The sequence below is a fragment of the Pseudomonas sp. UMAB-40 genome (genome assembly GCF_900095275.1).
GTDB classification, from domain to species: Bacteria; Pseudomonadota; Gammaproteobacteria; order Pseudomonadales; family Pseudomonadaceae; genus Aquipseudomonas; species Aquipseudomonas mandelii_B.
The window spans coordinates 127,689-146,675 of the sequence record NZ_LT607568.1 but is presented as its reverse complement, the minus strand read 5'-3'; the positions used below and the strand labels follow the sequence as shown (position 1 = coordinate 146,675).

Here is an 18,987-nt window from a genome sequence, read left to right as displayed (position 1 = left end):
ACGAAAAGGGTTATGAGAGAAAATCGTTGAATCAGAATGAGCCCCAGCCTGCGCCGATCACCTGCCCGGCGCCTTCGGTACGCATGCTGAGAACGTCCACCTGCCCCGCGAGATGAACGGGGTCGACGAGATAGCTGGCCTGGCCCTTGAGCGAACTCAGGGTGTCCATGGCCGAACTGCAATAGAAACCTTTGACCTACTTGACGCGCTCCGAGGCATTGTCCAAGGCACTTTCGAGGCGTTGCAGGAAGTCCGTCAGCGGGTAACTCGCGCCCTCCTCCAGGTAGTGGAAAATCACGGTGGAGGGCGAGTAACCGGTCGCTTCCTTGCCATTGGGCCAGCGGATTTTGAAGTTGACGGCGGGCATGTCAGTGCTCCTGATGAGTGAGTGTTAAGGGCGTCAGATCGAGGTCGCGGTAGCTGAAGCCGGTGAAGGTTTGCTCGCGCAGGTTCCAGAATTCGCCGTGCCGGTCGCCGAGCTGGACGTTCAACACACCACTGGTGTTGACCCGACCGATGCGCTCGCAGCGCACACCTTCGAAGGCAAATGCGGTCTGTACCTGCGGCCAGTCGCGCTCATCCAGCGTCATCAGGAAACCGTAACTGGGGAACACTTGTAGCCAGCGCATGAGGTCGGCATCCGGCGGACGTGGCAACGCGGTCAAATCGACGGTCGCGCCGCAGCCGGTGGTTTCCAGCAACATCAACAGGCTGCCCAGTATCCCGGCGTTGCTGATGTCTTTCGCCGCGTGCAGCAGTTGTGCGTCAGCCAGGCGCGGCAACACGTCGAGCTTGCTGCGCAGGCGCTCGGCGGGTACGCCTTCGAAGGCTTTCCAATACGTGCTGTCGGCATGCCAGGCGCCTTCCAGGTCCACTGCCATGGCGATGACCTGGCCGGGGGCGACATGCAGGGTCGACAGCAGTTTTTGCGCAACACCGGTGATCGCCACGGCCAATGCGGTCGGGTTACCTGCCGAGAGGCTCGTATGCCCGCCCGCCAGCAGCAAGCCATAGGCCTCGCAAGCGGCACGAATCCCCACCAGTATTTGCTCGGCAGCGACGTTGTCGTGATGCCAATACGCATTGACCACCGCTGTCGCGCGACCGCCCATAGCGGTGATGTCGCTGACGTTGGCCATGACCGCCGACCATCCGGCAAACCACGGCGACGCCTCGACGAAGGCCGGCAACATGCCCTCAATGGCCAGCAGCTGAAAATGATCGCCACAGGCAATCGCTGCGGTGTCATCGCCGGGCAAGGCGTAAAGCTGCTCGCGGGTCAGCGATTGTCCGGCGCCACCGATCACCGCCGCCGGGTGCTGGATCGCCTGTTTCGAGCGCATCGCCGGGGTGTTGCGCAAGGTATCGAGCAGCGCTGTCAGATCAGTCATGTCGAGCCACCTTCAGCGCGCGCAACGAAACCTGACGCGGCATCAGCGGGTAGTTCGGCAGATCCGCCTGCATCAAACAATGCGGCTGACCGAGCAACTCGAGTTGTTCGAGGGTTTGCCAGCGCAGGCCATGAAAATAGACTTCGTTCTGCGCCTGCACCGTGGCGCGAAAAACCTCGCAGCCCAGCTCCTTGGCCCGCGACACGGCTTCGTTGACCAGCGCTTTGCCAATCATGCTGTGCCGCCGATACGCCGGGGCCACGCACAACCGCCCGCCAAACCACAGGCCCGGCTCCGGCTGATAGATGCGCACCGCGCCCACCACCTGATCGGCGATTCCGCAATTACCGGCCAGGGCGACGATGGCGATCGCCTGGAAATCATGGCTGTCCTTGTCCTGTATCAGCAGTTGTTGCTCATCGGAAAACACCGAACGTCGCAAGGCGAAATAGGCCTGTTTCTCCCACTGTTCGCTGGCGGATTTGACCAACAACTCTCCCGCGCGAAACGGTTCGAAAGTACTGTCGACCAAGGCATAGGCGAGATTCGGCATGGGAATTCTCCGGTTTATTCGTAGCTTTTCAGGGCCGAGCACGCGCCGCATTTGGCGCAACCGGCGTTGATCTGATCGGAGTGCAATCCGTGACGGCGCAGGCTCGCGCCGATCTGCGGATACAGGCGGGCCATCATCGCGCTGTCGGGTTTGGGGTGATGGGCCAACGGCGTGCCGTCGATGGGCACGAACGGCACCACGAACGGATACACACCCAGCGCGCATAAACGCTCGCTCATCGCGCTGATGGCCGCTTCGCTGTCGCCCAGGCCGGCGAGGATGTAGGTGCTGACCTGGCCACGTCCGAAAACTTCGACTGCCGCGCTGAAGGCTTCGAAATAACGGCTCAGCGGCACTTCGGCCTTGCCCGGCATGATCCGTTGGCGCACTTCATCAGTGATCGCTTCCAGGTGCATGCCGAGGGACACCACGCCGCTGTCGGCCAGGCGTTGGAACCAGCGATCGTCGTCCGGCGGTTCGCACTGGGCCTGAATCGGCAGATCGACCGCAGCGGTGACCGCAGCCGCGGACTCACACAGAATCGCCGCGCCCCGGTCCGGGGTTTGCGGGGTGCCGGTGGTCATCACCATGTGTTTGACACCATCGAGTTCCACTGCGGCTTTGGCCACTTCCGCCAGTTGTTGCGGACGTTTGCGGGCGATGGTTTTGCCGGCAGCAAGCGATTGGCCGATAGCGCAGAACTGACACGAACTGCCGCGATCATTGAAGCGAATGCAGTGTTGCAACACCGTGGTCGCGAGCACGTCGCTGCTGTGCAGCGTGGCGATTTTCCAATAGGGAATGCCGTCCGCAGTGCTCAGACCGTAGAACTTCGGCACACCGGGCATCTGCACTTGGCCGACCTGCAAGCCTTCGCGAAAGATCAGCGCCTGGCTGCCATCGGCGCTGGGCTGCGCTTGATAGGGTGAATCCTGAGAGGCCTGATTGAGGATCGGCACCATCATGGTCCGGCTGCCGAAGCTCAGTGCTTTGTGGTCAGAAGGCCCGGCGCCACCTTGTCGAGACAAGCCGTTTTGCGCGGCAGGCCAACGCACGCCATGGCATTGCAGCTCGGCCAGCAATTCATTGGTTTGCATGATCGAACTCCTCGGTGGCCACGGCCGCAAAGTGCGCGCCGCGCTCGTGCACATGGACCGTCGGCGTGCGGTCGATCAGCAGGCTGAGCAATTCCGGACGGCTGTAATGCCCGACCGAATCCATCATGCGCTTGCGCTTGTCGATCAAGGCCAGATCGAGGTCGGCAATTACTACGCCTTCGCCGGAGCGCAGCGGCTCGCCCAGTAATTTGCCCTCGGGAGACACGATCGCGGTGAAGCAGCCACCGGAAATCGGGCCGAGGCCGCAACCGGTGTCCTGCATGATCTGGCCCTGCTGATCGGCATCCAGCCACGCGGTGGCGTTGACCACGAAGCAGCCGGACTCCAGAGCGTGATGGCGGATGGTGACTTCGATCTGCTCGGCAAAAATATCGCCCACCAACGAGCCGGGAAACATCGCGGCATGGATCTGCTCGCCTTCTGCCATCAAGGCATAACGGGCCAACGGGTTGTAATGCTCCCAGCACGCCAGCGAACCGATGCGCCCGACCGCGCTGTCGATGGCGCGCAGGCCGGAACCATCGCCCTGCCCCCAGACCATGCGCTCGTGGTAGGTGGGGGTGATTTTGCGTCGATGCTGAATCAGGCTGCCGTCGGCATCGAAGAGCAATTGCGCGTTGTAGATCGTGCCGCCATCACGCTCGTTAACGCCGATGGAAACGACCATCCCTGCCTGCTTGCAGGCTTCGCCAATCGCCAGTGTGGCGGCGGATGGAACGGTGACGGACTGATCCAGCAGCTTGAGGTGTTGTGCGCCCATGGCAAACGCGGGCTGCACAAACGAAAAATACGGGTAGTAAGGCACCACCGTTTCCGGGAACACGGCGAACTGCACGCCTTGTCGACCAAGGGCGATGATCTGTTGGCAAACCTTGTCCACGGTGCCTTCGCGGCTGTAAAGCACCGGGCTGATCTGTACGGCGGCTGCGCGAATGATGGGCATGATGGGTCCTGAAGTAAGTTGTGCTCGGAAGATCGACGCGGTCCTGTGGGAGCTGGCTTGCCTGCGATTCAGGCGGCGCGGTGTATCAGACACACCGCCATCGCGAGCAGGCTCGCTCCCACAAAGGTTTCGCTGTCAGGCCGTCCAGGTATCGATGATCATCGCGCCCTCACGGCGCATCAGCAGGCGCAGGTCCATCACGTCCAGCGGGTTGATCGGGCGGATGCCTTCGATCAGCGCCTTTTCGGTCTGGCCGTACAACGCTTGCAGCGCGAAGCGGCAGGCGTAGACCTCACCGCCCTCTTCCATGAACTGGATGAGTTGCTTGTTCACCGCCAGGTGACCGGGGAACGCTTCGGCACCCAGGGTCGGAAAACCCCGTTGCACGCCCAGTTGCACGCCCGGTCCGTACAGCAGGATTTTGGTTTCGAAGCCTTTGCGCAGCAGGCGCTTGGCCTGAAGCATGTTGACCAGGCCGATGGAGCCCTCGAAGGCGATGGTGTGGAAGGTGATCAGGACTTTTTCGCCGGGTTCGGCCTTGATGTCCTCGAAGACTTTCTCTTCGTAATTGACCAGGAAGTCGCCGTCTTTGTAATGGGGAATATCCACGGTTGGCATAGTGTCGCTCTCCAGTTGCTTGGTGCTTGAACGCCAGCCTGTTTTGGCTGCCGGGTTGCAGGAGATAGAGCGAACGCCGTGCCAGAAAATAAAACTAATTCCCGTGCAGTCGTAAGTGTTTGATTAGGTTGAGAATCGCCATCTGATCCGCTTTTTCATGGCGCATCTGAGGCTATCGGTGAATCACGCATTCCCGTAGAAATACGAATATTCGTAGCGACAAATCACGAGATTTCGTAGCAATGACCGAAGCCATGAACGAAACAGACTCTCTCAACGGCTGGGCCGACCTTGCGTATTCATCGCGACACATGGTGTTCGAGCATTGCGCCGAAGCCATTGCGCTGCTCAATCCGTTTGCCGATCGCCTGGGCGACCTGAACATCGCCGCCTGCAAATTGCTCGGCTACCCGCGCCAGGAATTGCTGGAGCTGCCCGTGAGCAAGCTGTTCGGCCATCAACTGGCTGACCTGATCGTGTTCACCCAGGCCGTGATGGACAAGGGTCGCGGCTGGACCGAAGAGCTGAGCTGCAACTGCAAGAGCGGTGAACGCATCGAACTGGAAATCTCCGCCACCACCCTGCAGATCAAGGGTGAGCAACAGTTGATCCTGGTGATGCGCGAGCTGAGCCATGAGAAATACCAGCGCGACCAGGCCCACACCGAGCGCACCATGCGCGGCGGGCTGATCGAGTGGCGCAACATCCTCAACCTGTTCCAGGAAAGCGAACGCGATAACCAGCTGTTGCTCAGTTCGGTCGGCGACGGCATCTACAGCATCAACAGCGAAGGTTTGGCGACCTTCGTCAACCCGGCGGGCGCACGGATGCTGGGCTGGGAACCGCAGGACATGATCGGCAAGAACATCCATCGCATTCACCACCACACCCATGCCGACGGCAGCCATTACCCGGTGGAAGAGTGCCCGATCTACAAAGCCGTGCGCGACGGCGTGGTTCATGAGGGGCGTCAGGAGGTGTTCTGGCGTCGGGACGGCAGTTCGTTCCCGGTGGAATTCACCAGTACCCCGGTGATTTCCGATGGCCGAATCGTCGGCGCGGTGGTGGTGTTTCGCGACATCACTGAACGGCGCAGCACCGAAAACCAACTGCAAAGCGCCCTTGAAGAACTCAAGGTGCTCAAGGATCGACTTGAGGAGCAAAACGCCTACTTGCAGGAAGAGATTCACATCGAGCACAACTTCCGCGAAATCGTCGGCCAGAGCGAGCCGATCAAGAAGATCATCAAGCAGATCGACGTGGTCGCTCCAACCGATGCCAGTGTGCTCATCAATGGCGAGTCCGGGACCGGCAAAGAGTTGATTGCCCGCGCGATCCACCAGGCCAGTCGCCGCAATGCTCACCCGCTGATTCGGGTCAATTGCGCGGCGATCCCTGCAGAACTGTTTGAAAGCGAGTTCTTCGGGCATATCCGTGGCGCCTTTACCGGCGCCGTACGGGATCGCGTCGGGCGCTTTGAACTGGCCGATGGTGGCACGCTGTTCCTCGACGAAATCGGCGAAATCCCGTTGGAGCTGCAAAGCAAATTGCTGCGGGTGTTGCAGGAAGGTCAGTTCGAACGGGTCGGCGAAGAGCGCACGCGCAAGGTCGATGTGCGGATCATCGCCGCGACCAACCGCGATCTGCGCCAGGAAGTCGCGGCGAAACATTTTCGTGAAGACCTGTACTTCCGGCTCAACGTGTTCCCGATCCAGTCGCCGGCGCTGCGTGACCGTCCGATTGATATTGCGCCGCTGGCGGCGCACTTCCTCAAGCAGACCGGCAAACGCCTGAACATGCCCGGCAGGCGCCTGCGCAACAGCGACATCGAGCGCCTGCAACGCTATTCGTGGCCGGGCAATATTCGCGAATTGCAGAACGTCATCGAGCGCGCGCTGATCACCTCGATCGGCGCTGATCTCAACCTGGATCTGCCGGATGAATCGACACTCGATCAGGGAAGTGTTTCCCTGAACCTCACCCACCAGACCATTCTGACCGACGCGCAAATTCGAGAACTGGAGCGCAGCAACATGCAAGCCGCACTCACCGCGACCAAGGGCAAGCTCTTCGGCAAAGGGGGCGCGGCGGATCTGCTGGGCATCAAGCCCACGACACTGGCTTCCCGGCTCAAGCGGCTGGAGAGTTAGGCCGGGATAAAACAACCTTTCGTTGCATACGCTAACCTGATTCCACGGCTCGATGCCGTCACAGCCCCGACCCATTTCAGACCGAGGCCCCATGATCATTTCATCCGCATCCGACTACCGCGAGGCAGCACGCCGCAAACTCCCGCGTTTCCTGTTCGATTACATCGACGGCGGGGCTTACGCAGAACACACACTGCGGGCCAACAGCGCCGACCTGACAGGCATCAGCCTGCGTCAGCGCATCCTGAAAAACGTCGAAACCCTGAGCCTCGAAACCACCCTCTTCAATCAACCGCTTTCAATGCCGGTCATTTTGGCGCCGGTCGGTCTGACGGGCATGTTCGCCCGCCGAGGTGAAGTGCAGGCGGTCAGAGCGGCGGAGAACAAAGGCATCCCGCTGTGCCTTTCAACGGTGTCGGTGTGTTCGATCGAGGAAGTCGCGGCGCAGACCCAGCAATCCATCTGGTTCCAGCTGTACGTGTTGAAAGACCGGGGATTCATGAAAAACGCCTTGGAGCGTGCGAAGGCCGCCGGGGTGAAGAACCTGGTGTTTACCGTCGACATGCCCACGCCCGGCGCCCGCTACCGGGATGCGCATTCGGGCATGTCCGGGCCGTTTGCGTCGTCGCGGAGAATGCTTCAGGCCATGACCAAACCGGACTGGGCGTTCAACGTCGGCGTCATGGGGCGTCCGCACGACCTGGGCAATATCTCGAAGTACCTGGGCAAAGCCGTCACGCTCGAAGATTACATGGGCTGGCTGGCCAACAATTTCGACCCGTCGATCAGCTGGGCCGATCTGCAGTGGATTCGTGATTTCTGGGAAGGCCCGATGATCATCAAGGGCATCCTCGATCCTCAGGATGCCAAGGACGCGGTCAGTTTTGGCGCGGATGGCATTGTGGTGTCGAACCACGGCGGGCGGCAGCTGGACGGCGTGCTGTCCACCACCAAGGCGTTGCCGCCGATCATGCAGGCGGTGGGCAATGATTTGACGGTGCTGGTCGACTCGGGCATCCGCTCGGGGCTTGATGTCGTGCGGATGCTGGCCATGGGCGCGAAAGGCGTATTGCTGGGGCGATCCATGGCCTATGCGCTGGCGGCCGACGGGCAACGCGGGGTAGAGAACATGCTGGATATTTTCGCCAAGGAAATGCGCGTAGCCATGACCTTGACCGGAGTGACGTCGATCAGTCAGATCGATGAATCGACGTTAGTCGAAGCTGTACGGGGCTGAACACAAACGCTGAAAACACCCCAGCTCCTACAGAAGGCCGCCGTGGCGTTTTCGCGAGCATCACTCAACGTCTTTGAGCAGCTCAAACGTAACTTGATCGGGATAGAACGCCACATAGCCGCGAATCTGTTCGACCGACACTTTGGGGTCTTCATAACGCCACACCGCATTAGCGCCCTCATGCCCGGGGATTTGCAGGCTGTAATAGGTGGCGTCGCCCTTGTACGGGCAATAGGTCGTGTGGTCGGTGCGGGCAAAATACTGTTCGTCGATGTCCTCCCAGGGAACGTAGTACACCGGCGGATAATTGGCCTCGAGCAGCACCAGCGCACGCGAGGAGGCGGCCACTTGAATACCGTGAAACTTCACCAACAGGAAGCTAGGCTCCTCGGCGATGGTGATGACAGGACTAGGACCGGAGCTTTTCATGGAATGCGTTCCTCATGACGGTGATGGACCTGTGGGGGACGGCTCGCGCTGCGGCCCCAAAACCTGAGACCTCGAATGTCAGGTATAACCCAAAATTCGCCAGCGCGACGGCTTCGCAGCCGAACGGGGAAAATGGCCATCGCCCAATGGCCAGTGTCAGAGCGCCATCGCTGGAACAACCATGTCTGCAATTTGCCGGACTTGGGAAGGCGTAAACAAGTGATCGAGGCACGTACACAAGAAACCTGACTACGCTGAAATATCGTCTACGATTGTTTTCAGCGTTCACTTCCCTACTGCGCAGATAAGCGTTCGTGGCGTGGGGTTTCGAGTCTCAGACATCTGAGGGTCCTCCACATGCCTGCCAACGCGTTTTCCCCCGCTCAAAACGTTATCGCCCTGGGTGCTCGCGCGGGGCCACCGGAATGCGGGCTCATCCCCCTGCCACCCTCCTTTCTCTCCCGGCGACGTCATGACCACGACGTTGCCGACCTGTACGACTGATCCACTCGCCACCGCCGGAGAATGGTCATGCCAGATTCGCTCACTGCGCCATCGGGGGCCGGGACGCTGCTCTATCGCGGCGACGTGAACGCGTGCAATCCCTGGTTCAAGACATCGGTGCAACTCACCGCTGGAGAGCGCTATTTCTTTCGGGCGTCAGGGTCCTGGACCGACTGGACCCAGGTGCACGATGCCAACGGCCTGCGCATGGCCAACCTGCGACGTTTCGAACGCTTCATTCGCTGTCGCTCAGCGGATGCCACCTGGTTCACGCTCGTGGGGGCAATAGAAAAGGATCGCGAGAGTTTTTTTGCCATTGGCGATGGACGTCGATGGTCGGAGGGCTGGGTGGCGCCGGCATCCGGTCAGCTGTTCTGCTTCGCCAACGACGTGCGATTGATGTACTTCAACAATCACGGGGCCATCACCCTGGAGGTGTGGGCCACCTGAAAAACAGATCACGCGCTGATCTGATCGTTGCGCCTTCAACCCAACAATAAGGATGCCGTCATGAATTACGAAAGCGAAGACGCGTTATCGAAAATAAACCTGGCGATCTACCAACACGAGCAGGTGGGTCAACCCTTGCCGAAGGGAGCCAAAGGCTTTTTCTTTGGTTCAAATGGCGTGAACGTGGTGGCCCAGGGCGACTCCTGGTTTGACTACCTGCCGGGGGTCGACATCATCAAATGGCTGAAGTTGACGTCCGGCTACAAAATCAAAAGCTTTGCTACGGGTGGTGACACGCTGGAAAACATGGTTTACGGGACCGAGTTCAAGGAAGGTGCCTGGACCCGCAAGACACCGGAGTTTGCCGAGGTGCTTGCCGAAATCAAAAATACCAAACCGGCCTTCTTCCTGTTTTCCGCCGGCGGTAACGATATTGCCGGGGATGAGTTCGCAGCGTTCCTGAATCACGCCGACTCCAATCCACCCGACCTGATGCGTACCGGCTATGTCGATTACGTCATCAACACGGTGTTCAAAGGCGCCTACGAAAACATGATCAAACGGGTCAAGGCGGCACACCCGAAGGTCAAGATCATTTTCCACGGTTATGGCCGGGCCATTCCCACCGGGAAAGGTGTAGTCAATTTCGGCAACTATCGCTTCATCGGCCCCTGGATCCGGCCGTCAATGACCAAAAAAAACATCCTTGACCCAGTTGTTCAACGCAAAATCGTTGCCGACTTCATCAACAAGCTCAATGAGATGCTGAAATCTGTCGCCAGCAACAATACGGACGTTTATTACCTGGATCTACGGGATCACATCAAGGACGACGACTGGATCAATGAGCTGCATTTGAACAATCCCGCCTACCGGCGCGTGGCCACCCTGTTTGAAGACCTGATGGACTCCCTGCTGTCGAAAAAAGACAGCGCCATTCAACTGGCCGCGAAGGCTGTCGCCATCAAGTCGTTCCAGCTACTGGAGCAATCGCTGGTAACGGCGCCAACAGGGGAGCCGGCGCCCATCCTGGCACGACGGATGCCCCCGAAATCCGCGGCACTCGGCGCACGGTCCAGAGGCGTTAAACCGGCCAAGTCCAAAGCGGCGGCGAAGCGTAAATCCTAGTAGAACCACTGGCCGTCGGTCGCTATGCGGCCGACGAGGCCGATGGGTATCCATCACCCCTCGGCAATCAATCGCAACGCATCTGCTGTACATCCATACAGATAATGATTGATCCATTGCTCATCACCGGCCATTCTGTGCGCCTCTTGCACACTTGATGAACGATGGTGGTTATGCAGCTGTACCTCTGTGAAAAACCTTCCCAGGCCAAAGACATCGCGGCGGTACTCGGCGCCAAGCGTCGGGGCGACGGTTGCTGGCTGGGAACGGACGTCACGGTGACCTGGTGCATCGGCCATCTGCTGGAAACCGCGCCGCCGGACGCCTACGACGCGCGCTACAAGCGTTGGGTGCTGGCGGATCTGCCGATCATTCCGGAAAAGTGGAAGATGACGGTCAAACCGCGCACCGCCAGCCAGTACAAGGCGGTCAAACGCCTGCTAGGCGAGGCTGATGAGTTGGTGATCGCCACCGACGCCGACCGCGAGGGCGAGATGATTGCCCGGGAGTTGGTCGAGCATTGCCGCTATCGCGGGCCGATCCGGCGACTGTGGCTGTCGGCGCTGGACGATGCGTCGATCCGCAAGGCGCTGGCGGCGCTCAAGCCGGGGGCCGAGACGTTCAGCCTTTATCATTCGGCGCTGGGACGTTCCCGGGCCGACTGGTTGATCGGGATGAACATGAGCCGCCTGTTCACGCTGCTGGGGCGTCAATCCGGTTATCAGGGCGTGTTGCCAGTGGGCCGGGTGCAGACGCCAACCTTGCGGCTGGTGGTGGATCGCGACCGCAGCATTGCCGACTTTGTGCCGGTCGCCTATTGGGCCATCGACGTGCAGCTGTTGCACGACGGCACGGCGTTCACCGCCCAGTGGCGTGCGGCATCCGACGTTTGTGACGATCAGGATCGCTGCCTGAATCAGGCGCTGGCCCAGCAAGCGGCTGCGGCCATCAGCAGCGCGGCGAGTGCCCGGGTGGTCAAGCTGCGCACCGAGCGGATGCGTGAAGTCGCGCCGTTGCCGTTCGACTTGGGCACCTTGCAGGAAGTCTGTTCGAAGAAGCTCGGGCTCGGCGCCCAGGAAACCCTCGACATCGCCCAAGCGCTCTACGAAACCCACAAGGTCATCACCTACCCGCGTAGCGACTGCGGTTTCCTTCCGTTGAGCCAGCACAGCGAAGCCCCGGGCATTCTCGCCGCGCTCCGCCAGGCCGATCCGTCCCTGAACGCCTTGAACGATCACCTGGAGCCACAGCGCCGCTCACGGGCCTGGAACGACGCCAAGGTCACGGCTCACCACGGCATCATCCCGACGGCGGCGGCCAAGCATCTCGATCGACTGGTGGGCAAGCAACGGGCGGTCTACACCCTGATTCGCGCGCGCTATCTGGCGCAGTTCCTGCCCAACCATGAATACGATCGCACCCAGGCCGACTTCGACTGCGCCGGTGAAGCCCTGCGCGCCGTTGGCAAGCAGATCGTAGAGCCCGGCTGGAAACGCGCCCTGCCCGAGGCGCTCGCCCCGGCCAAGGGTCGCGAGGCTCCGGCACCGCAAACACTCCCGGCATTGGCCGAAGGCCGTGACTGCGCGGTGGCCGATGTGAAGCTCAAGGACCTCTGGACGCAACCGCCCAAGCCGTTCACCGAAGGCGACCTGATCAAAGCGATGAAGAACGTCGCCAAACTGGTGGAAGACCCGCTGCTCAAACAGAAGCTCAAGGACACCACCGGCATTGGCACCGAGGCGACCCGCGCCTCTATCATCCAGGGCCTGCTCGACCGCGGTTACCTGATCAAGAACGGCAAGGCCCTGGCCGCGACCCCGGCCGCCTTCAGCCTGATCGATGCGGTGCCGCGCGCCATCGCCGACCCCGGCACCACGGCCATCTGGGAACAGGCGCTGGACATGGTGCAAAGCGGCGAGATGAGCCTGGAAGAATTCGTCACCAAACAAGCCGCGTGGATGAGTAAACAGGTCGCCCGTTGCGCCGGCCTGAGCCTGACCATCAGTGGACCGGCGAGCCCGGCCGGCCGTGGCGCCACCCCATGGAAAAACAAACGAAAACCCGCCAAGCGCAAGCCGTCGACAGGCGCCAAACGCGCGGCGAAACCGGCCAGCAAAGCTTGAGGGCACTTCGAATGGACCGTGATGGTCTAGTGTTCTTCAAGCCCGGCGATGGCCCCATTTTCTGAAACGGCATCGCAGCCTCGTTTCACTCGACAGCTGCTACAGGAACCTTGTTTATGATTATCGTGCACCACCTGAACAACTCCCGCTCCCAACGTATTCTCTGGTTGCTGGAAGAACTGGCCATTCCTTATGAGCTGAAACGCTATCAACGCGACCCAAAAACCAATCTGGCCCCGCCGGAATTGAAAGCGATCAACGCCCTGGGCAAATCGCCGGTCATCGAAGATGGCGCGCAGAAACTGATCGAGTCTTCCGCGATCATCGACTACCTGATTCGTCGTCATGGCCAGGGGCGCCTGCAACCCGATCCGTCTACCCCCGCCTACGACGAATACGTCCAGTGGCTGCACTTCGCCGAAGGTTCGGCCATGCTGCCGCTGATGTTGAACCTGTACGTCGGGCGTCTGGGTGAAGCCGGTGCGCCGCTGCACCCGCGCATCAACTCCGAAGTGGCCAACTACCTTGGCTACCTCGATACGGCCTTGAGCCAGTCCGATTATTTGCTGGGTGACACATTCAGCGCCGCCGATATCCAGATGAGCTTTATCGGCGAGATTGCCCGCGCCCAAAGCAAGCTGGGCAACTACCCTCATGTAGCGGCCTGGGTTGAACGTTTCCAGGCACGCCCTGCTTACGTGGCTGCGTTGAAGACCGGCGGGACCTACGACTTCGCGCCTCACTGAGTGATGCCGAAAGGGCCACGGACGGCCCTTCGATCTGGAGAGAACCCAGCATGCCCTCGATAGCACTGCATGCCGCACACCGCGACGAACTGGAAACGATTGAAAACCTGATGCAGTTCTACATGCATGACTTCAGCGAGTTTCTACCGCTGAAACTCGGCGAGCACGGTTTCTTCAATATCCGGCCGACACTGGATTACTGGCGTAACCCCGCAACCCGGCCGTTTCTGATCAAAGTGGAGGGAGAGCTCGCCGGTTTCGTGACGGTGGACGACGGCGTTCATATCGAGGGTGCCGAGCACAACATCGGCTACTTGTTCATCAGCCGACGCTTTCGTGGCCAAGGTGTCGCGAAGTTTGTCGTGTCCACCCTCTTGAGCCGGTTCCCCGGTCAATGGCAGATTTTCCATATCGACGCAAACCCGCCTGCACGGCGCTTCTGGGCCAAGGTGATGCCCGAGTTCGCAAGCGATGAATTCACCCTGCATCAACGGTCGGTAGACGGTTATCCCTGCACCTTCTATCGCTTCCAACATCTGCTGCCATCGTCCTGACCCGGGTGTTGCGTCGCTGCTTTTTAATTCCAAAGCGCTTTGTCCGACAATATGTAGTGACTAAAAATAATCACTACATAACGGTTGACGCCTCCGATTTGCCCTTGCATGATGCAGACATCTCCCCGATCGGGAGTACAGCAACATGTTTGAGCAAGCTCGTCTGACCGCCGAGCTGTTTTTCCCGGATACACGCTGCCCACAAGGCAGATTGAAGAAGCTGACCTGGCCCGAACGTCCAGTACAAGGACGAGAAGCGCTGGCGATCAATCCTCATGAAGCTTGTGGCCGACCCTCAAAAGTCGGCGGCGGCCTCCAGGTTTTCGCTGCTTCTCTTCGTTGTGACGCTATTGCGTAGCAGTTATTCAACACGACTACATGCAACAGACGCGAGACCCCGTCGAATTGACGGCCGACCGCCGACGTCCTGGTTTCGGTGCCAGGGATCAACTAACCGATGGGCTACCTGTATTAGCGAATCAACTTTGAAAGATCACCAACTTGGTCAAGGGGCATATTATGAATCTGAACAATCAACCTACTATCGATGAACTGGCTCATCTGTTCGCGGCGCAAAAAGACAGCCACGACAGCCACATTCTGTGGATCAGCAAATCGGGCCAGGTTCAAATCGACTGCCTGTCGCCGCACGCCCATGAAGCGGAGTTCGACCAGAACAACCAGAACCTGTTGGCCCGACTGAAGATGTACCGTCGCGGCCAGGGCTATGTCGGCAAAAAAGCCGCGGCTGACAAGGACTTCATCGGTCATGTTCTGCAAACGCTGAAACAGGCGTGGTCCTCGATGCAGAACCAGAACGAAGTTCGGGTGATTGACCGGTTCTACTGATATCCCCCACTGCTCATCAATAAAAAAAGGCCCCGCTCGTCCTATCGAGCGGGGCCTTTTTTTGTTTGTCGCGAGCGTAATAAATACAGCTATCGTTAAGCGTATTCGCTGTTGTGCCCATGGAGACTTGCGATGAAAAGTTCCCTGACTTTCCTGTTATTACTGGCTACCGCAACTATTGCTCAAGCAAACAGTGTCGAAGGCGTTCCTTCTTTCGATGTGGAATGCCCCGGAAAAATCATCATTCACGCGGATCAGGACGGTCCGGTGTTGATCAACAACAAAGAAGCTGACACAAAAGCCATCAGCGAGCGTCGCTTCGAAGCCAAGGGTTCGGGCATCACGATTTCGATCGTTCTCGCCGATGACGACTCGGTGACCGTGAGCTCCACGGGCAAGGCGCCCAATGGCGTCTGCCAATCACTGGACGACTGACTCCGTCGCCACCGCCCCTAACACCAGTTTCATAAACGCCACTGACGCCGCGCTGTGAGAGTTGTTCTTGCGCCGAATCACCTCCAGCAAGGTGCTCACCGAGCCTTTCGGCCTTTGCTTCAGCTGGGGGAAACCCAAAAAATTCAATCGATTGTTGCTTGATCTGAAATGCCCGCGTCGCAGCGCTCCCTGTTCACGGGAGCGCTGCACTCACAAGGTCGCCCTGATCAGTGATCGTCTTTTGCTGACGATGATGGCCGACGCTCGGCGGTTTCTTCGGCGTTAGGGGGAACTGGATTACTGCCTGGCGTGAACACGTGGGTCAGCAAGTCCCTGGCATCGATTTCCACGACGCCCGGCACCGAACGGGCCAGCGCAACAGCCTGCTCACACTGTTTATGGGTGTTGACCCGACCGCTCAACGCCACCGTACCCGCAAGGGTTTTGACATGGATCTGCAGGCCGAGGCTGGGTTCGGCCAAGGCCAGGGCCGACTTAACCCGGCCGGTGATCCATGTGTCGTGCACGACCGTTTCCAGATCGTGGGAGTAATGCCGAAAAGAATGAAGTTTCATGACGCAGCCCTCACTCAAGACACAGACGCAAACACACCTTAATTATAGTGCGATCGTTGCCTGTGCCCGGAATGTCAGCGTTTGACCGACAGATCGGTCTGGGTCATGCGACTGCGAATGGTGAACACGCCATCTCCCGAAAGAATCGCGCTGCGGGCAAACAGGCGACCGCTCTCCCAGTTCGAAAGCCCCAGTTCCGGCTTGTTCAGCGCGTACTGCCCATCGACCCAGCGGGTAATCCCGTTGCCCACAAACGGCGCGTTGACCGCGTTGTAGAAACGTTCATGCGCGGCCCCGTCTTCGCTGATCAGCGACACGGTGAACTGCGGGCTGTAGCGATTGAACAAGGCGATGGCGCTGTCCAGGTCATCGACGATCTTGAGGCTGACTTCCGGGGTCTCTTCCCATTCCCACTCGCGCCCCAACTGATCCTCGGGCAACGGTTCGGCCAGTGCCTCGGTCTGGTAGCCTTCGGCGCGATACACCTCAACGCTGCCGGTTTGCCATTCAGTCGGCAACCACGATTCGCTGCCCTCGACGATATGCAACTTGCAGCCTTGGCCCCGGGCGGTGCCGGCCTGCTGGAGGGCGTCGAGAAACACCGGCACCAGCTCAACGGCGCGGTCGCGCTGGATCAGGCAGACGTTCAAGGTATTGCAGACTTTGCGGTCCAGAGAATTGCGCACCACGGCGGCGAAGCGCTGGGCATCAGCGTCTTTGTCGGCGATCAGCCAGGCGCCACCCGTGCCGTGCAGACTGACGGCGGTGCCGGCCTGTTGGGCGATGCTGCCCAGTTGACTGACCGCCCGGCCCGAACCCCGGGCCACGGCCAGCGACAGACGTCGGTCGGCGAACATCGCCCAACCGGCGGCGTGATTGACGCTTTCTACCAACGACACGGCGCCGTTCGGCAAACCGGCGTCGCTGAGTGCCGGATTCAATGCGTGAGTGACGATGGCCTGAGCGGTGCCCAACGCATCGCTGCCAATGCGCAGCACGGCGGTGTTGCCGGTGCGCAACACACCGGCGGCGTCGGCGAACACATTCGGCCGGCCTTCGAACACGAACGCGACGATGCCCAGCGGCGACACCACTTGTTCGACTTTCCAGCCGTCGTGCTCGACGCAACTGATGACCTTGCCGCGAGTCGCCGACGCATCGCGCCAGGCGCGCAGGCCGGCGATCATGTCGCGGCGCATGCGCTCATCGGCCAGCAGTCGCGTGGTGGAGCGCCCGCGGGCCTTGGCACGCTCAATGTCGGCCAGGTTGGCGGCCTCGATCAGCGCCCAGCAATCGGGAGTTTCCAGCCGTTGGGCAAACAGATCGAAGAACGTGCTGATCGCCTGATCCGAGACGCTGGACAGCGCGCTGAACGCCGCTTCGGCGCGCTCAATGGCGACGGCCGCCGCTTGCTGGTCAGCCACCGGAATCAGCAACAACTCGCCGCTGACCTGCTCCACCAGCAAATGGTCCCCGGGCTGAAAGCGCGCGGCCAGTTCGGGGCTGACGACAGTGACACGATTACCGGCAAAAGGGATCGGCGTGCCAGCGACTAGACGTTCGAGCGCAAAAGACATGAAGCGGTTTCACCATGCTGTGGGCGGCTGGAAAATGTATAGGAAAATCCACGGAGCGTCATTAACCGCTCAGGCCCTAATGCCTCAGAACACCGACCAGCCGATCCGCTGGCTCAACAATTCCAGCGCCGCCATGCCGGCCAGCGAGTTGCCGGCGGCATTCAGTTCCGGTGACCAGACGCACACCGTGAACTGCCCCGGCACCACCGCGACGATTCCCCCGCCCACACCGCTTTTGCCCGGCAAACCGACGCGGTAGGCGAAGTTGCCGGCTTCGTCGTACAGCCCGCTGGTGGCCATGATCGAGTTGACCTGCTGGGTCTGGCGGGCGGTGAGGATCTGTTCGCCGCTGTGTTTGCAAAACCCGTCGTTGGCCAGGAAGCAGAACGCCCGGGCCAGGTCCACGCAATTCATGCGCAGCGCGCAATGGCTGAAGTAGCTGCGCAGCACGGCCTCGACGTCGTTGTGAAAATTGCCGAACGACTGCATCAGGTACGCCATGGCCGCGTTGCGCGCGCGGTGCTGGTATTCGGATTCGGCGACCTTGCCGTCCACCATGACCTGCGGGTTGCCGGACAACCGACGGACGAAGTCGCGCATCGACAGAGCCGGCGCGGCAAAGCGTGACTGGTTGATGTCGCAGATCACCAGGGCACCGGCGTTGATGAACGGATTGCGCGGGCGGCCGCGCTCGAATTCCAGCTGCACCAGCGAGTTGAACGGTTGCCCGGAAGGCTCGTGGCCCAGCCGTTCCCAGATCGCCTCGCCGGAGTGATCGATGGCCTGCACCAGGCTGAACACCTTGGAAATACTCTGCACCGAGAACGGCGTGTCGGCATCGCCCGCGCAATACAGCTCGCCATCGTTGCCATACACGGCAATGCCCAACTGATTGGCCGGCACCGTGCCGAGGGCGGGAATGTAGTCAGCCACCTTGCCCTGACCGATAAGCGGCCGGACAGCATCAAGGATCTCGTTCAACAGCGCTTGCATGCCGGGTTCCGAAGTCTCGCCCCGTGGGATTGCGGGGACACGGAGGCTAGACGCCATTGGCTGGCGCTGGATCACAGATTGCTTAAACACCTCGCTCAAAATCTCCAACATCCCTGTGGGAGCGGGCTTGCCCGCGATTGCGGACTGCCAGTCAACATCATCGTTGAATGACACACCGCTATCGCGGGCAAGCCCGCTCCCACAGGGATGCGATGGTGCCTGTGTATCGGAGTGTGTACAGACGCCCTTGTGACACACCCCATCCATAAAACCCCGCACCAAAGACACATCGCAGATACACCCGCTTGATGAACTGTGCGTGTCGATTGGCCCTGCCGATCAAAGCGCTCAACTCACTCAACGCTACGGAGTATCACCATGTTCAAGCTCTCGACTTCTTCCCTGACCCTCGGCCTGATCATCGCCGGCGGCCTGGCCCTGTCCAACGTGGCTTCGGCTTCCGAATCCGAAGCGTTCAGCATGAAACAACTGGCTCACGGCTACAGCCAGGTCCAGGCCGACACCGCGGAAAAGCCCGCTGAAGGCAAATGTGGCGAAGGCAAGTGCGGCGCCGGCGAGTAACCCGATTGCGCGGGGCAACCGCTGCCCCGCCT

General features: G+C 60.2%; 22 protein-coding genes. 11 read left to right on the top strand and 11 right to left on the bottom strand.

The features are described 5' to 3' along the window. Positions 1–31 precede the first annotated feature (31 nt). From K0F88_RS32575 to K0F88_RS23605, 7 genes are all read right to left on the bottom strand, one after another. Complete coding sequence (locus K0F88_RS32575) at positions 32–169, bottom strand: hypothetical protein (protein WP_257605337.1); 138 nt, start codon at positions 167–169, stop codon at positions 32–34. Positions 170–196: 27 nt separating this feature from the next. Next, positions 197–367, bottom strand: coding sequence for a hypothetical protein (locus tag K0F88_RS32570; RefSeq protein ID WP_257605336.1), 171 nt, complete (start codon positions 365–367; stop codon positions 197–199). A gap of 1 nt (position 368) precedes the next feature. Then, the gene (locus K0F88_RS23625) at positions 369–1,391 is read right to left on the bottom strand and encodes a sll0787 family AIR synthase-like protein (RefSeq protein ID WP_219096704.1); all 1,023 of its coding nucleotides are present in this window, start codon (positions 1,389–1,391) and stop codon (positions 369–371) included. Next, on the bottom strand, positions 1,384–1,944 hold the full coding sequence (locus K0F88_RS23620) for an MSMEG_0567/Sll0786 family nitrogen starvation N-acetyltransferase (RefSeq protein ID WP_219096703.1): 561 nt from the start codon (positions 1,942–1,944) through the stop codon (positions 1,384–1,386). The genes K0F88_RS23625 and K0F88_RS23620 overlap by 8 nt, the downstream gene beginning before the upstream one ends. 14 nt (positions 1,945–1,958) lie before the next feature. Next, on the bottom strand, positions 1,959–3,041 hold the full coding sequence (locus K0F88_RS23615; protein WP_219096701.1) for an MSMEG_0568 family radical SAM protein: 1,083 nt from the start codon (positions 3,039–3,041) through the stop codon (positions 1,959–1,961). Further along, a complete protein-coding gene (locus K0F88_RS23610; RefSeq protein WP_219096700.1) occupies positions 3,028–4,005 on the bottom strand; it encodes a Nit6803 family nitrilase in 978 nt (325 codons plus the stop codon). The genes K0F88_RS23615 and K0F88_RS23610 overlap by 14 nt, the downstream gene beginning before the upstream one ends. Positions 4,006–4,140: 135 nt before the next feature. Further along, a complete protein-coding gene (locus K0F88_RS23605; RefSeq protein WP_007969977.1) occupies positions 4,141–4,623 on the bottom strand; it encodes an MSMEG_0572/Sll0783 family nitrogen starvation response protein in 483 nt (160 codons plus the stop codon). Positions 4,624–4,877: 254 nt separating this feature from the next. On the opposite strand from K0F88_RS23605, the gene K0F88_RS23600 reads away from it, so the two are divergent. Both K0F88_RS23600 and lldD read left to right on the top strand, forming a co-directional pair. Next, entirely contained in the window at positions 4,878–6,773 is a 1,896-nt protein-coding gene (locus K0F88_RS23600; RefSeq protein ID WP_219096699.1) for a sigma 54-interacting transcriptional regulator, read from the top strand. A 91-nt stretch (positions 6,774–6,864) separates the two neighbouring features. Further along, on the top strand, positions 6,865–8,010 hold the full coding sequence (gene lldD, locus K0F88_RS23595; RefSeq protein ID WP_219096697.1) for an FMN-dependent L-lactate dehydrogenase LldD: 1,146 nt from the start codon (positions 6,865–6,867) through the stop codon (positions 8,008–8,010). 60 nt (positions 8,011–8,070) lie between these two features. Here lldD and K0F88_RS23590 read toward each other — a convergent pair whose 3' ends face one another. Then, positions 8,071–8,439, bottom strand: coding sequence for a DUF427 domain-containing protein (locus tag K0F88_RS23590; RefSeq protein WP_094467774.1), 369 nt, complete (start codon positions 8,437–8,439; stop codon positions 8,071–8,073). Positions 8,440–8,970: 531 nt separating this feature from the next. Between K0F88_RS23590 and K0F88_RS23585 the strand changes: the two genes are divergently transcribed. The 8 genes from K0F88_RS23585 to K0F88_RS23550 all read left to right on the top strand — a co-directional run bounded on the left by K0F88_RS23585 (position 8,971) and on the right by K0F88_RS23550 (position 15,228). Then, positions 8,971–9,393 (top strand): hypothetical protein, encoded by a 423-nt coding sequence (locus tag K0F88_RS23585; protein WP_219096696.1) that lies wholly within the window; start codon positions 8,971–8,973, stop codon positions 9,391–9,393. Between the two features lie 60 nt (positions 9,394–9,453). Continuing rightward, positions 9,454–10,521 (top strand): SGNH/GDSL hydrolase family protein, encoded by a 1,068-nt coding sequence (locus K0F88_RS23580; RefSeq protein ID WP_219096695.1) that lies wholly within the window; start codon positions 9,454–9,456, stop codon positions 10,519–10,521. Positions 10,522–10,694: 173 nt separating this feature from the next. Beyond that, positions 10,695–12,644: a DNA topoisomerase III gene (locus tag K0F88_RS23575; RefSeq protein WP_219096693.1), complete on the top strand. Its 1,950-nt coding sequence runs from the start codon at positions 10,695–10,697 to the stop codon at positions 12,642–12,644. 116 nt (positions 12,645–12,760) lie between these two features. Beyond that, positions 12,761–13,390 (top strand): glutathione S-transferase family protein, encoded by a 630-nt coding sequence (locus K0F88_RS23570; RefSeq protein WP_219096692.1) that lies wholly within the window; start codon positions 12,761–12,763, stop codon positions 13,388–13,390. Between the two features lie 50 nt (positions 13,391–13,440). Beyond that, entirely contained in the window at positions 13,441–13,944 is a 504-nt protein-coding gene (locus K0F88_RS23565) for a GNAT family N-acetyltransferase (RefSeq protein WP_094467777.1), read from the top strand. A gap of 145 nt (positions 13,945–14,089) precedes the next feature. After that, positions 14,090–14,302: a hypothetical protein gene (locus K0F88_RS23560; RefSeq protein WP_158491239.1), complete on the top strand. Its 213-nt coding sequence runs from the start codon at positions 14,090–14,092 to the stop codon at positions 14,300–14,302. Positions 14,303–14,463: 161 nt separating this feature from the next. Further along, the gene (locus K0F88_RS23555) at positions 14,464–14,793 is read left to right on the top strand and encodes a hypothetical protein (protein WP_094467778.1); all 330 of its coding nucleotides are present in this window, start codon (positions 14,464–14,466) and stop codon (positions 14,791–14,793) included. Between the two features lie 132 nt (positions 14,794–14,925). After that, positions 14,926–15,228, top strand: a complete 303-nt coding sequence (locus K0F88_RS23550; protein ID WP_094467779.1) for a hypothetical protein — start codon at positions 14,926–14,928, stop codon at positions 15,226–15,228. Between the two features lie 227 nt (positions 15,229–15,455). Here the strand turns inward: K0F88_RS23550 and K0F88_RS23545 are convergent, their stop codons facing one another. The 3 genes from K0F88_RS23545 to glsB all read right to left on the bottom strand — a co-directional run bounded on the left by K0F88_RS23545 (position 15,456) and on the right by glsB (position 18,373). After that, on the bottom strand, positions 15,456–15,803 hold the full coding sequence (locus K0F88_RS23545; RefSeq protein WP_010459553.1) for a BON domain-containing protein: 348 nt from the start codon (positions 15,801–15,803) through the stop codon (positions 15,456–15,458). A gap of 74 nt (positions 15,804–15,877) precedes the next feature. Then, a complete protein-coding gene (locus K0F88_RS23540) occupies positions 15,878–17,380 on the bottom strand; it encodes an aldehyde dehydrogenase family protein (RefSeq protein ID WP_094467783.1) in 1,503 nt (500 codons plus the stop codon). An 84-nt stretch (positions 17,381–17,464) separates the two neighbouring features. Beyond that, on the bottom strand, positions 17,465–18,373 hold the full coding sequence (gene glsB / locus K0F88_RS23535) for a glutaminase B (RefSeq protein ID WP_219096691.1): 909 nt from the start codon (positions 18,371–18,373) through the stop codon (positions 17,465–17,467). Positions 18,374–18,751: 378 nt separating this feature from the next. Here glsB and K0F88_RS23530 point away from each other — a divergent pair, with 378 nt between their 5' ends. Further along, entirely contained in the window at positions 18,752–18,955 is a 204-nt protein-coding gene (locus K0F88_RS23530; protein WP_059405530.1) for a hypothetical protein, read from the top strand. Positions 18,956–18,987 lie beyond the last annotated feature (32 nt).

Bases quoted from the DNA above. Each gene is read 5' to 3' on its own strand.
- K0F88_RS32575 (WP_257605337.1), bottom strand. From the start codon at position 169: ATGGACACCCTGAGTTCGCTCAAGGGCCAGGCCAGCTATCTCGTCGAC.
- K0F88_RS32570 (WP_257605336.1), bottom strand. From the start codon at position 367: ATGCCCGCCGTCAACTTCAAAATCCGCTGGCCCAATGGCAAGGAAGCG.
- K0F88_RS23625 (WP_219096704.1), bottom strand. From the start codon at position 1,391: ATGACTGATCTGACAGCGCTGCTCGATACCTTGCGCAACACCCCGGCG.
- K0F88_RS23620 (WP_219096703.1), bottom strand. From the start codon at position 1,944: ATGCCGAATCTCGCCTATGCCTTGGTCGACAGTACTTTCGAACCGTTT.
- K0F88_RS23615 (WP_219096701.1), bottom strand. From the start codon at position 3,041: ATGCAAACCAATGAATTGCTGGCCGAGCTGCAATGCCATGGCGTGCGT.
- K0F88_RS23610 (WP_219096700.1), bottom strand. From the start codon at position 4,005: ATGCCCATCATTCGCGCAGCCGCCGTACAGATCAGCCCGGTGCTTTAC.
- K0F88_RS23605 (WP_007969977.1), bottom strand. From the start codon at position 4,623: ATGCCAACCGTGGATATTCCCCATTACAAAGACGGCGACTTCCTGGTC.
- K0F88_RS23600 (WP_219096699.1), top strand. From the start codon at position 4,878: ATGAACGAAACAGACTCTCTCAACGGCTGGGCCGACCTTGCGTATTCA.
- lldD (WP_219096697.1), top strand. From the start codon at position 6,865: ATGATCATTTCATCCGCATCCGACTACCGCGAGGCAGCACGCCGCAAA.
- K0F88_RS23590 (WP_094467774.1), bottom strand. From the start codon at position 8,439: ATGAAAAGCTCCGGTCCTAGTCCTGTCATCACCATCGCCGAGGAGCCT.
- K0F88_RS23585 (WP_219096696.1), top strand. From the start codon at position 8,971: ATGCCAGATTCGCTCACTGCGCCATCGGGGGCCGGGACGCTGCTCTAT.
- K0F88_RS23580 (WP_219096695.1), top strand. From the start codon at position 9,454: ATGAATTACGAAAGCGAAGACGCGTTATCGAAAATAAACCTGGCGATC.
- K0F88_RS23575 (WP_219096693.1), top strand. From the start codon at position 10,695: ATGCAGCTGTACCTCTGTGAAAAACCTTCCCAGGCCAAAGACATCGCG.
- K0F88_RS23570 (WP_219096692.1), top strand. From the start codon at position 12,761: ATGATTATCGTGCACCACCTGAACAACTCCCGCTCCCAACGTATTCTC.
- K0F88_RS23565 (WP_094467777.1), top strand. From the start codon at position 13,441: ATGCCCTCGATAGCACTGCATGCCGCACACCGCGACGAACTGGAAACG.
- K0F88_RS23560 (WP_158491239.1), top strand. From the start codon at position 14,090: ATGTTTGAGCAAGCTCGTCTGACCGCCGAGCTGTTTTTCCCGGATACA.
- K0F88_RS23555 (WP_094467778.1), top strand. From the start codon at position 14,464: ATGAATCTGAACAATCAACCTACTATCGATGAACTGGCTCATCTGTTC.
- K0F88_RS23550 (WP_094467779.1), top strand. From the start codon at position 14,926: ATGAAAAGTTCCCTGACTTTCCTGTTATTACTGGCTACCGCAACTATT.
- K0F88_RS23545 (WP_010459553.1), bottom strand. From the start codon at position 15,803: ATGAAACTTCATTCTTTTCGGCATTACTCCCACGATCTGGAAACGGTC.
- K0F88_RS23540 (WP_094467783.1), bottom strand. From the start codon at position 17,380: ATGTCTTTTGCGCTCGAACGTCTAGTCGCTGGCACGCCGATCCCTTTT.
- glsB (WP_219096691.1), bottom strand. From the start codon at position 18,373: ATGCAAGCGCTGTTGAACGAGATCCTTGATGCTGTCCGGCCGCTTATC.
- K0F88_RS23530 (WP_059405530.1), top strand. From the start codon at position 18,752: ATGTTCAAGCTCTCGACTTCTTCCCTGACCCTCGGCCTGATCATCGCC.